Below are 13,696 nucleotides of genomic sequence, written 5' to 3' on the forward strand. Positions count from 1 at the left end.
GGCGGAATAGTCCTGTCGCAATCGTATCGATCCGGGCATGAGCGAATCTCCTTCCCCGCTATCGAATCAGCAACCCGCCAGTTTGGGAATCCCCCGAGAGTCACACGCCAAAGCCGTTGGTATCAGTTCATGGTAATCAAGCCGCCGCTCGCATCCGATAGATTGAAAGTCAGCGTATAGGTTCGACCATTGCTGTTGCGCTGAATGATCGCCAGCCCGGATCGCCCATCCGTGCAGTTGATGCGCGGGGTCTGCGAGGTATCAACGGCAGGATTGGTCATACTGCCGGTGCAGGTAAAGCCCGCGCCAGTTATGACAAGCGCCCAGTTGCGGCCATTGTTGCTTTGTATCGAGCCAGAAATTGGCCCGCCGCCGACAAAGGACCCAACACCACTGAGCCGTATTGGCTGGCCGCCATTGTTGAAGCCGTCGTCTCCGCCCGCCCCTTGCTCGTTGAGGAACCTCAGGACAGCATCATCCGATCGAGACCTCTGATTGCTGTTGCAGGTGCCGCCGGCCTGGATTTGGCGGCCGTTCTGATTGTAAAGCATTGTACAGCCAGACGCCCACATAACCTCGATTTCGCCACTCGTACGCCGAAGAATTTCTGGGACATCGGCATTGCCCCCGCCGCTGGGAAAGCCTCCCGCTTCCCGCAAATAGCGGCCGGAGGCCCAGCCTCGCAGCGTACCGGCCTGGTTCTCGATCTGGCACCAGCGCGGAGCGCCGGAGTCCCTGCATCCCAGATTGCGGACCACTTCGCCTTGCCGCACAACGCCCAGTACTCGGTATCCGGTTCCAGGACCGCTGCGAACGTTCAAGGTGTCTCCGGCGTTCAGACCTGAAACCTGATAAAAATCCGGCCCTGACTGTGCCAGTAGAATGCGATGGTGGGGCGTCTTATCTCCCGGTCCGTTTGCTGTGTCGATGGCAAAGGGCACCCACAGCGGCGGGGACGCCGCGATTGCCGGTGCAACAGACAGGATGCCTGTCAGCAAGGCAGCAAGAATTGTGTAGTTGCGTTGCATTTTCATGATTCCGCCACCTCGAATGTTTCAGGACAGCACTAGCTGTTCTCAAGCAAGTCTATTCCTTGTACCAAGGACGGCAATCCGAAACGCGTATGAACAATATCCGATTTCCGAACAAATCTCTGGACCATCAAAGCTCACAAGCGTTACTCTCATTCTCTACTTCGACACCCGTTGGCGGCAATGAGGTGCGCATGCTGGTGCTACGTGGTCGGACTCTCGAGGCAGACCTTGATCGCCTCGGCCTGTTAGACGTCTATGGGGAGGCGGCTGCTGGCCTGAAAATGTTTCGGTTTTCCGATACTGTTGACGGATATTTCGGCATGAAGGGGGGGCAGCTTGGCTCAGGGGCGGTAACTGTCTCAATGGGCGAATGCAGCAATGTCAGCCTTCATCTTCCTGCTGAAGACACTATCCGGTACGAGCGCGTCGGTTTGGGAAGCGCGTCGTATGTCTCGTCGTCCATAGATGTGGAGCTGAACGGGGCGTCCGCCGTTATCGTTGGTCCTCGGCCCGTTCAGATGTCGGTCAAGCCTTCCAGTTTTCACACCGGTTGTATGGCCGCCACGCTGAACATGCGTGAACTCGACAGTTATCTGGAAAGTGCTCAGGATTTCCGTGTTGGAGCCTTGCAAGATGTCATTGTCAGCCAGGTTACCGAGACGAACGCTGATGCTGAGCTGCGCAGCTTGGTCGCGCATGTTATTTCCAATTTTGATTATTACGGTTCAGGAACGGCCAGCCGCGTTGGCCGGCTGATGGAGGCTCTGCTTGTTGACACCTTCGTCGCGCTGTTGAAGTCGACAGGAGCGTTGCTTGTGGCGGCCGGCGTCGGTGACATGGAATTGGACGCTCTGCGGCGTGCCCAGGAATTCATGCGGACGCGGTATGCGGAGCCGTTGAGGATGTCAGATGTTGCCGCTGCGGCCCAAGTGGGATTGCGCCAGCTTGAGTTGTCCTTCCGGCGTCACACCGACCAGACGCCGCGCCAGTTCCTGTCCCGGTTGCGGCTTGATCGGGCTAGGCGGCTGCTCATTGGTACACCGCAAATCTCGATTGGGGCTGTGGCACAGGCGTGCGGCATTGCCCATCAGGGCCGATTTGCGGGTGAATACCGGAAACGCTTCGGAGAGTCGCCTGTCCAGACACGCCGACGCTTTCAAGGCGCCTAGAGCGTTTCCAGAATAAGTGGCTACCACTTATTCGGTTCGGAAACGCGATAAATCAAAGACTTAGAGACCCCGTTTTGATTCCATCAAAACAGGAAAGGCTTTAGACGGGATCGGAATACAAGCGCGGGGCCTTCCGCCATGTACAAGATACGTGCTTCGCATATCGAACAGGACTTGGAGTCTTCGGGTCTTCTGCTTGCCTACAAGGGAGTAGCGGACGGGATTCAATTTCCGCGATTCGACGATCAGGACGACGGTCATTTCTCGGCTTCTGGCGGGCTGGTTGGTGACGGCACCATGTCGCTGACCCGATTTGATGTCACCGATTGTGTAATACGGCTGCCACGCGCTGATTTCATAGGCTATGAACGCACATTCTCTGGCCAGTTGGGGCAGCTGGCAGATGCCGGGCAGACTGCTGCGGCCCATGGCGTAGGGAGCATCTCTTCACCCGGTCAGTTTTGGCTTCATTTCGGCGGGCAGGGCGCCCCGGTTTCCGGGGTGGCTGTGACGATGTCTCTCGAGAGCTTGGACAGTTTTCTCGAAACCGGAAACGAACGACGCCTTTCTCCTCCGCTGCAAATGGTCTTGTCGTCAGATGGCCTGACCGGACGTGACCTGCCCCTGATCGGCCTGGTGCAATATGTTCTGGATGAGCGACGTCGTGGCGATCCTGCCTTCAACACGCGCCGAGACCGGCTTGCAGTGCCGTTGCTACAGGAAATGATGGTGCAGTTTCTCGTGGATACCGGAAGCCTTGTTCTGGGGTCCTCCAGCACGAACCTGGATGCGGTGATCGTCAGGAAAGCCAAGCAGGTTATTCAGGAGCACTATGCGAGCCCCATCACCGTCGCCTCAGTCGCTTCTGCCGTTGGTGTCAGCTTGAGATCACTTCAAAAGTCTTTCCGCGACCAAGGTGAAGGCACTCCCCGTCAGTACCTGTCGTCGGTTCGCCTCGACCGTGCCCGAGAGTGCTTGAAGATCGGGATGCAGGGCTCGGTGACTGAAATCGCTTGCGACTGCGGGATCATGCACTTGGGGCGGTTCTCACTCGAATACCGTCGCCGGTTCGGTGAAACGCCATCTGCCACATTTCGAACTGCACGCTTGGCCCGGGGTGTTCCCGGTTGAAGCTCTGCCTTTCCGCCTGCTTAAGAATACGGAATGTCGTTATGGCCTATTCGATAAATGGATATTTTGTTGCGTGATATGGATATCGCTTTCCCTGGAGACGTAGTAATTTTCCCGGATGATGGCACGTCCTTGTTTATGATGGCGGGCAAGACATAAATCTTGGATTGCTTGCCGTGGACGCAGTTGCGACCATGGCCCATCTGGTTTTTTGTCGCGGATTGCCTTCTGACCTTGCAATCTGAACCCGAGGACCGGGATGCTTAAGATTCATGCATTGGTATTGGCTTTAGTGGCTGGCCTTGTTGTGCCAGCGCATGCGCAACTGGTCATACCCACCGAACCGATAGATTTTCCCGCTGGCTCCGGTCGCGCGATTGTCGAGCATATGATTGTTGGCAAGGACGTCTACGGCTATACTTTCGAGGGTATGGCCGGGCAGTCGGTGACCATTGCCCTGGAGGCAGTCACCCCTTCGGCCAACTTTGTTCTCGCAAAATCAGGTGATGCGGGCGGTCTTTACAGCAGCATGACCGGCGAGAGGACACACACCCAAATACTACCGGAAGACGGCGAATATGTCATCCGGTTGCTGCTCGTTGGACAGGCCGCTGAGACAGGCTCTTCGGACATGACGCTCACCGTCACATTGGGTGATGGAGCGGTGGGTTCTGGGCCTGCACCCGCGCGGGCCGAGACAGCCGATGCGCCGCAGGGGGACTATGCGGACGGCCTGATGGGTGGCCCCGATTATTGGAGGGTCGATGGGCTGTCTTCTGCCGATCGGCTCAACGTGCGCTCAGGGCCTGGAACCGATCATGCGGTCATCGGCACGGTCCGCAATGGTGATATCCTGAAGAATGGCGACTGCGCTCAACCCCGCACTACAATCTGGTGCCAGGTGACGGCAACTGATGGCGATGGCCTGATCGGCTGGGTTTCCCACCGCTATCTCCGCGAAGGCTATCCGACCGATCCTGAAGGCGATGCGATGGTGGAAGGGACGAACTACCATGCGGTCGGCTCCATTCCATGTGTGATCGAGGCGAATTCGGCAGCCACGAACTGCGAATTCGGGGTCACTCGCGGTCAGCCAGGTATCGCGACGGTCTTCATCACGTTGCCCAATGGCTTTGTCCGGGTCATTGCCTTCTCTGACGGCATGGTCAGCCCGCAATCGGCCGTCACGACATTTAACTATGAGCATTCCGGCGATGAGACATCGGTTACGATCGACAATGGGGCCGAAAGTTACATTATTCCCGATGCGGTAATTTTTGGTGGTTGATCTCCACCGGGCGATCGGAAGGTCGCCTGCACGGCGATTGGGGATGGATCGCGCTGCTCTGTGCCGGTTCAATCAAAACGTGAAATGATCTAGCCACTCGCGAGAAAGGTGGTTGCATGGCGTGCCAGGCTAAAGGGCGAGCGAGCCGAATTGACTACCTTTCCAGGTGGTGCATATCGATCAAGCCGGTGCGTGCCTGAAGCAAATGGTAGCGCATGTATGTTGCCGCACCTTCGGCGTCTTCCGACGCGATGGCAGAATAGATTTTCGCATGTTCCTCGATCACGCGGTTGCGACGTTCGAGTGTGCGGGTCTGTGCCAGTTGCAGCCCTATTGCCACTGTCTGGCTCACCGGACGGCGAATTTGCTTGAGCAGGGTAATAAAGTACTCATTTCCAGCCGCTTTTGCGATGGCTTCGTGAAAAGCAAGGTCCTCTTCTCGACCAACGTCACCTTTTTCGATCGCTTTGCGCAGCGCCTCGTTTGCTTCCCTGATCGCCGATAATTGGGGCACCGTGCGTCTTTGTGCTGCCAGCCGTGCAGCTTCCGCCTCCAGAACGATGCGCGGCTCAAGCGAGCGCAGATATCCCGATATCTCAGCCGGTTCGGCAAATTCGGTCAGCCTTTGGGATGGCCGGGTGGACACGAACGTACCGATACCTTTCTTCGCATTGACCAGACCGTCGGCCTGCAACCGCATCAGCGCTTCGCGTACGACCGAACGTGACACGCCACAGCTTACCGCCAGCTCTGCCTCCGATGGCAGCTTGTCGCCCTCGTTGAGTTTTGCAGCCAGGATCTGCTCCAAGATCTGGCCATAAATAACTTCAGCCAACCGTTGTTTTCGTGCCGGTCGTATATTGATCTTGTCCACGACATCCTTCCTGAGCAGAGTGGCCGATATCTCGACCGCCGCCCCGTATTATTTGAATTTGTCGCGCATTCCCGCAAGCCCTGGGATGTAGTCGATCAGATGCGCATGATCAGGATCGAAATACTGAACAAGCCCGCGCTGGTCCCGCCCCACCAATATCGTGAATACATACGCGCGATGCCCCGGTGAGGTTACGGTCGGATGATAACCGGTCGGCAGGAGGTAGGTATCGCCGTCGCGAATTATTTCGGCGCGAGCATCCTGGGAATCGTAATGCAGCTGCGCACCGAAACCGCTCGGCGGGTTAAATCTGTAATGGTAGAGTTCGGCGTGGTTGGTTTCGCCGTCTCGGGCGGTATCATGCTTGTGAGGGGGGTAGCCTGACCAGCATCCATCCTCGGCATAGAGTTCGCTGACAAGAAGATTGCCTGCCCTGCCATTTCCGTTCTGGCCGAGAATGTGAAAGATCTCGCGCTTCGATTTGGTTTCCGGCGAGCCCACCACGACGCTTTCGACTTCCTCGGGCGTGACACGAAATGGGGCATATGGCTCGGGGCAGGCGCCTCCCGCAATTGCCAGGGCACATCCCTCCCCACCGGCTGTGATCCGGATCGTTTCAGCCGTTCCGGCGTAGACCGAATCCGCCTTGCCGCTCCAGATGTCGGTCCGGCGGCCGACGTCGCGGAAGACCTCGTCGTCGCAGGTTATCGTGCATGCGCCAGATTGAACAACGAGGACAAGCTCGAAGCCCGGAACGCTTACAGTATTTTCCTCGCCGGGTTCGAGGTGAACGAGATCGAAATAGACATCGTCCAGCAATGCGTTCCCGGCGTCGACTATCGGCTTGTGCCTGTCGGTGGTGTGGCGGATTAAATTGGTCATGATTTTGTCCCCTGTTTCAGACCGATGCCGTCAGGCCCCCGTCCACGGTCAGCACGTGGCCGGTGACGAAATCGGATGCTTGTGATGCTAAGAATACGGCGGCGCCGCCAAGTTCCGCTGGCTTACCCCAGCGCCGCATGGGTGTCCGCGCCAGAAGCCAGCCCGAGAATTGGTCGTCCGCGACAAGTGCCGCGTTCATGTCGGTGGCGAAATAGCCCGGTGCTATGCCGTTGACCTGAATATTGGCAGGACCGAACTCGGTCGCGAGCCCCCGCGTGAACATCTTGAGCCCGCCCTTGGCCGCCGCATAGGGCACGACCGAAGACCGCCCAAGGTCGGCAAGGACAGAGAGAGTGTTGATGATCTTGCCGGATCGGCGCGCGATCATGGAGCGGCCAACGGTCCGCGCGAGCCGAAACGGGACAGTGAGATTGGTGAGTAGAACCCGGTCCCAATCTGCATCCTTTATTTCGGTCAATGGCTGGCGATGCTGGACCCCCGCGTTGTTGACCAGGATATCGATCACCTCGCCGCGCCTGTCGATGCCTTCGAGCAGAGCCTCGGTCGCATCGGCATCGACCAGGTCACAGATCTCCGCTCGCGCCGCGTGACCGTGCCTGGTCAACTCGGAGACGGCATTGTCGAGCTTTTTGCCGTCACGGCCCACCAGCACAACGCTGGCTCCGTGCTGGCAAAGGGCGGTTGCCATTGCAAAGCCCAGGCCGGAGCCTCCGCCCGTGACGAGCGCCATGCGGCCGCTCAGATCGAACGCCCCTCTTGCGCCCGGGTCCATCGTTTCGGCCTCGATCGTCATGGGTCAGCCGGCCTTGGGCGTGAATGTGAGGTAGATCTTGGTCAATCCATCGGTCTGCCAATCGAAAACGGTATCCTTGACGGCAAGAAACACGTCCCCCGCGCCGAACGCGTGGCGGCTACCGTCTTGTTCAGTCAAAGTGAGGTTGCCCTCGAGCAGATACATGATCTCGTGCTTGGGAAAGGCAATCGGAACTCGGGAATACGCCGTCGTGCTCCAGGCGCCGGCATTCATCTGCCCTCGAGCGCCGCTGGCAACGGTCACGTCGGCTTGCTCAGGTGTTTCGGAGGTCAGCAGCGAAGCGGGCGTGGGGTCGCATGTGGCCATGGCTGGCGGAGACGCGGGATCGAGAAGTACGGGAGAGCCGGCACCATGCTCTCCAGCCGCCGCGACGTGCACCGCACTTATTTCGGGTGTCGATGTAAGCGTCCACCCGGCTCCCGACGGCACCATGCAGGCTTGACCCACCCGGACCGTGACCGGCTGCCGGTCCGATCCTTCCAATACAAGCTCGCCAGATTTGACGATTACGAAATGCGACCCGTCATCGAGCGGCCGGCCGTCAACCTGTGCGTTGATGGCGGTGCAGGTCACGCCATGATCCTTGTCGTCGAGCAGAACGCCGACAGGCGGCGTTTCAGACACAGCATCGATGTTGAAGATGTGCGTGATGCTGGCAGTCATGGTTGTTCTATATCCTTGTTCAATTGTACATGGTGCCCCTCGCTCCTCAGATGAGCGGAGCGAAGGTGTGGTTGCGTGCCCTATTCAGCGCCGGGATCAGTAACCGCGCCCGGCCTCAAAGACGTTGGAGAGCGCTTGCCCGTTTTTGTGTCGCTCGATCGAGGCCGCCACGAAGTCGGCTTTCTCCTGCCGGCTCGGCGTCGAAGCGATGTGCGGGGTGACTATGATCCTGGGGTGATCCCAAAGCGGGCTGTCTCCTGCGAGCGGTTCCTTGTCGAACACGTCCAGAACCGCGCCGCTCAACCCACCGTTGTCGAGAGCTGCGATGAGATCGCTTTCGACCAGGTGCTGGCCACGACCAACGCTGATGATCCCGGCTCCGCGCGGCATCGCCGCAAAGGCGGTGGCATCAAGCAGCCCCTTGGTCTCGGCTGTGGCGGGAAGCAGACACACCACGATATCGGCACCGGACAGGAACGCCTCGAATTCTGCGGGACCCGCAAAGGTTTCGAGATCTTCGATGTCTTTTGCAGTCCGCGACCAGCCCCTCACATTGAAGCCAACGGCGGACAACATCCGGGCCGAGCCGACACCGAGATTGCCCAACCCCATTATGCCGACAGTCCTTTGGGGGGCGGAATGCTCGACTTCCTTGTAGCGCCATTCATGGGCCGCCTGGCCCAGAGCAAAATCGCGCGTGTCACGCAGCAACGAGAGCGCTGACCAGACAACAAATTCTCCCATACGCTGGGCCATGTCGGCTCCCCCCATACGCACGAGCGGCAGAGCTTCGGGCCAGGACGGGTCCTTGGTGATATGGTCGACCCCGGCGCCTGAGGAAAACACGACCTCAAGATTGGGCAGGCTGGCCAGCCAGCCCTGCGGGGGCTCCCATACCATCACATATCCGACATCGGCAGGATCTACGGACTTGTCGCTCCAGAAATGAACGTCCAGGGAGGGATCTGCCTTCTTGAAGCACTCTGCCCAGAGCGGAAAGTTCTCCTCGGGCCCGGATTTGATCAGGACTTTCATCATGTTTCTTTCTGAATATACGCTAGGAATTCTTGTCGGAGTCGATATTGCCGATCAGGATCTTGTCGAGGCCGAACAGTCTGTCGATGATCAGCATGGTCAGAACAGCCAGGGCAATCAGCACGGCCGAGACGGCGGCGACCAGCGGGTCGATGGAATCCTCGATATAGAGCATCAATCTGACCGGCAGCGTGGTCAGTCCCGGCGACGCGATGAAGATGGTCATGGTCACTTCGTCGAAGCTGGTGATGAAGGCCAGGATCCAGCCGCTTACCACCCCCGGGACGATCAGCGGAAAGGTGACCCGCCTGAAGGTCGTCCAGGGCGAGGAGCCGAGCGAAGCGGCCGCATTGTCGAGTGCCGGGTCCAGCGATCCAAAGGAGTTCATCACGGTCCGCAGGATAAAGGGCAGGATTATGATGACGTGGCTCAGGATCAGTCCGGGCATGGTGCTGCCCAGCCCGATCTGAGACAGATACCGCAGGAACGCCACGCCGAGGACGATCGAGGGGATCATCAGGGGCGACATGCACAAGGTCAAAAGAAAGAGGCGGCCAGGAAACCGGTAGCGCACGATTGCGATCGAGGCAGGAATGGCGACAAGCGCGGCGGCGCTGGCCGAGAGCAGGCCGAGCATCAGGCTCGTCTGAAACGAGGTCACGAAATCCCGATTGTCCAGCAGGGCCTCGAACCAGCGTAGCGAGAACCCGTTGGTCGGCATCGCCAGGTAAGACTCCGGAGTGAATGCGATAAGACAGACCACCGCGATCGGTGCAAGCACGAAGATCACGAACAGGGTGTGAAATGCCAATGCCCAAAATCCATTGCGGCCTCTCATCTGTAGATCCTCGCAAAGTAGCGTTCGGCCAGGGCGTTGCAGCCGACGGTGACGCCGATTACGGCCGCGAACAAAAGCATGGCGAGCGCCGCGCCCAGGGGCCAGTTGAGAGAATAGAGGAACTCGTCATAGACAAGGGTTGCGATAACCTTGAGCCGCCTGCCGCCGATGATCTGCGGTGTCGCAAAGGCACTGGCGGCCATGGCGAAGACGATAATGGAGCCGGCGAGAATGCCAGGCACCATCTGGGGGATCACCACCCTGCGCAGCGTTGTGAACCCGCTTGCGCCCAGCGACAATGACGCATTCTCGATCTGTGGATTGAGGCGCTGCAGCGTGACCATCACCGAGATGATCATGAACGGCATCAGCACATGCGTTAGCGCGATCACGACCGCAAATTCGGTGTACATCAACGCGACCGGGCTTTCGACAAGGCCGAGAGCCATGAGCGTTTCATTGATCAGCCCGTTCGAGCCGAAAAGAAGGGCCCAGCCCAGTGTACGGGACACCACGGAGATCAAGAGAGGTCCAAGCGCGACCAACAAAAACAGCCCCCGCCACGGCGCCCGCATACGCATCAGGATATAGGCTTCCGGGGCACCCACGACGATCGCCAATACTGTCGTCAGGACCGCAATTCTGGCCGTTCGTGCAAATATCTCAAAGAAATAGTTGTCCGAAAAAATCTCAATGTAGTTGGCAAGGTTGTAAACGTTCTGAATGCCGGTGTAGAGGCTGAATGCCTGCAGCGACAGAATTGCCGTCGACAACAACGGCGCCAACAGAAAGCCGAAAAATACGACGACTGCTGGCAAGGCCAACAGGAAGGGCGACCACGGGATACGCCGGAAGTCGAGTGTATCGCTCACGCTACACTCCTGTGCCGAAGGTATGGATGTCGCGTCCATCCAGATCGAGATGGCAAGCCGATCCGATGCGCGGCGGCGGAGTGCCCACATTGGGCTGCTGGACGAGAATGGTGCCGTGCTCACTCGTAATTTCGAGAAGCCATAGGGTGCCCTGGAAGACGCGGTTTTTGACGATTCCCGGTATTCCACTGGACGCGAGCCGCATCTTTTCAGGACGTATCGCAATCCGGACCGGGCCTTCGGGAAGAGCGGTATCGCAGGCAAAGCTCTGATCGCCGATCACGATCTCCTTGACGCCATTCACAGTCCTTACAGACGCGCTGACCAGATTGGTCTTTCCGAGGAACTGTGCAACGAAATCCGTTTGCGGATGTTCGTAAACCTGCTCGGGACGTCCGATCTGCTCAACCTGACCGGCACGCATCACAACGATGCGATCAGAAAGAGCCATCGCCTCGTTCTGATCGTGTGTAACCAAAATTGTTGTTGTTCCGGTCACCTGTTGAATCCGGCGAAGTTCAACCTGCATTTCTTCGCGCAGACTTGCGTCGAGATTGGAAAGCGGTTCATCGAGAAGCAGGATCGAGGGTTCGATCACCAATGCCCGGGCCAGGGCGACCCGCTGCTGCTGTCCACCCGACATGCGCCGGGGATATCGGTCGCCAAATTTTGCGAGCCCGACCAGATCCAGAGCTCTGGCAACCCGCTCCTCACATTCGGCGCGTCCCACGCGCCGGACTTCCAATCCGTAAGCAACGTTTTGCGCCGCGGTCATGTGAGGGAATAGCGCATAGCTTTGAAATACCATGCCCAGACCGCGCTTGCTCGGCGGCGTGCGGACGAGATCCCTGTCCTGCAGTCGGATGTTTCCCGACGTCGGTTCAACAAATCCGCCGATCATTTGCAGGGTAGTGGTTTTGCCGCACCCGGAAGGACCGAGAAGGGAGAGGAACTCTCCCTTCCGAACATCCAAGGTCAGACTGTCGACAACGGTGATCTGCCCATATCGCTTAGTCAGGGACGCAAGTTCGAGATAGGCATGGCCGGTGTTCGTGGCTGCGTTGGAACGTGTCATCTAAAATCGGCGTCCTGCTGATCAGCGTTCGATCTCGCGGACCCAACGGCGGTCCCAGTCCTCGCGGTTCTGGTTCACCACGTCCCAATCGACGTTCTCGAGAAGGCTGACCTGTTCCTCGCCATATGGAATGCCGACGGCTTCCTCTTCAGTCAGTTCGGCCAGTTTGTTGGTCGGGCTGAAGCCGAGATTTTTTGCCAGGGTTTCCTGGATTTCGGGCGAGATCAGGAAGTTGATGAATTCCTGAGCCGCCGGATTGGGCTCGTCCTTGGCGATCGCGCAAACATCGTTGGAGATGACCATTGCGCCTTCCTGGGGATAAGCGAGCTCAATAGGGAAACCGGTTTCCGCGAGCACCTTCACCTGGGTCGAGGACCAGACGGACAGGTCGACCTCGCCGCTCTGAAACATTTCGGCCAGCCGGGCCGATGACGGCTCGAAGCTGAGAACGTTGGGCGCGATATTCTCTTCCATGACGGCAAAGCCGGGATCCATGTTGTCCACGCCACCGCCATTGATCTGAGCGATCTTGATGAGCGCCAGAAGACCATTGGTATTGTTGAGCGGTTGGAAAACGATCCTGCCCTTGTGTTTTTCGTCCTGGAGTTCAGTCCACGACGTGGGGGCGTCCCATTCGTTTTCTGCGAACGTCTCCGTATTATAGGCCAGACCCAGTGCAACGGAACCGAACCCGACGGCTTTGCCGGAGGAAAATTTGGCGTAATCGTAGATGTTATCTTCGTGCGCCCCGATGTCGAGATCGCCGCAGATGCCCAGTTCGATGGCCTGGCTCATCGGCCCGGTGTTCATCATGGCCACGTCGATTTCCTGGTTGTTCTGCTGGGCCAGCAGCCGCGCGAGCACGTTGGCGGAATTGCCAGCGACGTAGACGATTTCCACCCCGGTTGCCTCCTGAAAGGCCGGGAAAATTTCTGCGCGCATTAGTTCTTCTTGTGAGCCACCATTGCCAGCGACATAAAGAACCTCCTGTGCCGTGGCTGTGGCTGCGAACACCCCGGTTGCGATCGAGGCCAGCAGTGCGAGCTTAAACTTCATCGAATTCCCCTTCTTGACGTTCCCGTAAAGTCAATCACTGGCTCACAGTCCAGCTTGAGCACCATTTTAGCAGGGTGCTGCCGAAGAAAAGTTGGAACTTGGCTTGCTAAACCGATTATATTTCGGTTTTGGTGGACAGGGCCGATGTTTCAACCATCGCGAGCGCCGACAGGTTGGCTAAACTTTATTCTGATATCGCCATTGAGCGAAAATAGTGCAGGTAGGGTATGAGTATGGAACGTACGGCACATAGGCGCTTCTTCCTGGGCCGGCTGGACCTCGACGCAGTCGACTTGAAAATGCTCTCCATTCTTCAAAACGAGGGGCGCATTTCCAAGTCGGATCTTGCAAAGCGGGTTAACCTCTCGGCCAGCGCGTGCTTCGAGCGGGTGCGCAGACTCGAGCATTCGGGCTTGATTGCTTCCTACCACGCGACTTTGCGGGGGGACCTGTTGGCGGGCTTGCAGTTTTTCCGAACTCAGATCGTGCTCGAATCTCACCGCAGCCACACCTTCAGCAGGTTCGAGACCTATGTGAAGGAGGCTAACTGGATAGTGGACTGCGAGGCGCTCGGTGGTGAAATAGACTATACAATAGGCGTGGTCTGCCGGAGCGTCGCCCACTATCAGGACCTGGTCGAGGGCATGCTTGAAGCTGGTGTGGGGGTGCAGCGCTATTACACCTATGTCGTCACAAAATCGGTCAAGCGCGGCTCACCCGATCTGGCATGGCTGCTGCTGCCAGAAGCCAATCCCCGATTTTGAGGCGCAAGAAAACCATGTCCCGCAAAGCGGATAAATCATCGCTTTCGTGGTCAAGCCCGGGCGGTCGGCAGCCATCCAGGCGTTGCGCCTCTCATCTGTTATCGACAGATTTCTGATCTGGCCGCCAATGTTGCAACCGGAAATGGCGGGTGGACGACTGGAACCCACATAGTGGTGGGC

The 13,696-nt window shown here is 58.1% G+C and carries 14 protein-coding genes; 4 read left to right on the plus strand and 10 right to left on the minus strand.

Going from position 1 to position 13,696, the window contains the following annotated elements; translation table 11 throughout:
- Nucleotides 1-122 precede the first annotated feature (122 nt).
- Nucleotides 123-1,034, minus strand: coding sequence for an SH3 domain-containing protein (locus DQG18_RS14860; protein ID WP_116655036.1), 912 nt, complete (start codon nt 1,032-1,034; stop codon nt 123-125).
- 89 nt (nt 1,035-1,123) lie between these two features.
- Here DQG18_RS14860 and DQG18_RS14865 point away from each other — a divergent pair, with 89 nt between their 5' ends.
- From DQG18_RS14865 to DQG18_RS14875, 3 genes are all read left to right on the plus strand, one after another.
- Entirely contained in the window at nt 1,124-2,203 is a 1,080-nt protein-coding gene (locus DQG18_RS14865; protein ID WP_116655037.1) for a helix-turn-helix domain-containing protein, read from the plus strand.
- A gap of 138 nt (nt 2,204-2,341) precedes the next feature.
- Complete coding sequence (locus DQG18_RS16660) at nt 2,342-3,334, plus strand: AraC family transcriptional regulator (RefSeq protein WP_116655038.1); 993 nt, start codon at nt 2,342-2,344, stop codon at nt 3,332-3,334.
- Nucleotides 3,335-3,593: 259 nt separating this feature from the next.
- Nucleotides 3,594-4,622 carry an SH3 domain-containing protein gene (locus DQG18_RS14875; protein ID WP_116655039.1) on the plus strand — a complete coding sequence of 343 codons (1,029 nt, stop codon included), beginning with the start codon at nt 3,594-3,596 and terminating at the stop codon, nt 4,620-4,622.
- A gap of 154 nt (nt 4,623-4,776) precedes the next feature.
- Here DQG18_RS14875 and DQG18_RS14880 read toward each other — a convergent pair whose 3' ends face one another.
- The 9 genes from DQG18_RS14880 to DQG18_RS14920 all read right to left on the minus strand — a co-directional run bounded on the left by DQG18_RS14880 (nt 4,777) and on the right by DQG18_RS14920 (nt 12,752).
- The gene (locus DQG18_RS14880) at nt 4,777-5,496 is read right to left on the minus strand and encodes a FadR/GntR family transcriptional regulator (RefSeq protein WP_245958489.1); all 720 of its coding nucleotides are present in this window, start codon (nt 5,494-5,496) and stop codon (nt 4,777-4,779) included.
- 48 nt (nt 5,497-5,544) lie between these two features.
- Entirely contained in the window at nt 5,545-6,378 is an 834-nt protein-coding gene (locus DQG18_RS14885) for a 5-deoxy-glucuronate isomerase (RefSeq protein WP_116655041.1), read from the minus strand.
- Nucleotides 6,379-6,394: 16 nt separating this feature from the next.
- Entirely contained in the window at nt 6,395-7,192 is a 798-nt protein-coding gene (locus tag DQG18_RS14890; protein WP_116655042.1) for an SDR family oxidoreductase, read from the minus strand.
- A 3-nt stretch (nt 7,193-7,195) separates the two neighbouring features.
- Nucleotides 7,196-7,876, minus strand: a complete 681-nt coding sequence (locus tag DQG18_RS14895; RefSeq protein ID WP_116655043.1) for a cupin domain-containing protein — start codon at nt 7,874-7,876, stop codon at nt 7,196-7,198.
- A 96-nt stretch (nt 7,877-7,972) separates the two neighbouring features.
- Nucleotides 7,973-8,914 (minus strand): 2-hydroxyacid dehydrogenase, encoded by a 942-nt coding sequence (locus DQG18_RS14900; protein WP_116655044.1) that lies wholly within the window; start codon nt 8,912-8,914, stop codon nt 7,973-7,975.
- Between the two features lie 19 nt (nt 8,915-8,933).
- The gene (locus DQG18_RS14905) at nt 8,934-9,749 is read right to left on the minus strand and encodes an ABC transporter permease (RefSeq protein WP_116655045.1); all 816 of its coding nucleotides are present in this window, start codon (nt 9,747-9,749) and stop codon (nt 8,934-8,936) included.
- Nucleotides 9,746-10,621 (minus strand): ABC transporter permease, encoded by an 876-nt coding sequence (locus DQG18_RS14910; protein ID WP_245958490.1) that lies wholly within the window; start codon nt 10,619-10,621, stop codon nt 9,746-9,748. Before DQG18_RS14910 ends, DQG18_RS14905 begins: the two co-directional genes overlap by 4 nt.
- A 1-nt stretch (nt 10,622) precedes the next feature.
- Nucleotides 10,623-11,696, minus strand: coding sequence for an ABC transporter ATP-binding protein (locus DQG18_RS14915; protein WP_116655047.1), 1,074 nt, complete (start codon nt 11,694-11,696; stop codon nt 10,623-10,625).
- Nucleotides 11,697-11,717: 21 nt separating this feature from the next.
- On the minus strand, nt 11,718-12,752 hold the full coding sequence (locus tag DQG18_RS14920) for an ABC transporter substrate-binding protein (RefSeq protein WP_116655048.1): 1,035 nt from the start codon (nt 12,750-12,752) through the stop codon (nt 11,718-11,720).
- A gap of 233 nt (nt 12,753-12,985) precedes the next feature.
- Between DQG18_RS14920 and DQG18_RS14925 the strand changes: the two genes are divergently transcribed.
- Entirely contained in the window at nt 12,986-13,516 is a 531-nt protein-coding gene (locus DQG18_RS14925; protein ID WP_116655074.1) for an Lrp/AsnC family transcriptional regulator, read from the plus strand.
- Nucleotides 13,517-13,696 lie beyond the last annotated feature (180 nt).

Origin of the sequence: Pelagibacterium sediminicola (assembly GCF_003390885.1) — a bacterium.
In the GTDB taxonomy this organism is placed as follows: Bacteria; Pseudomonadota; Alphaproteobacteria; order Rhizobiales; family Devosiaceae; genus Pelagibacterium; species Pelagibacterium sediminicola.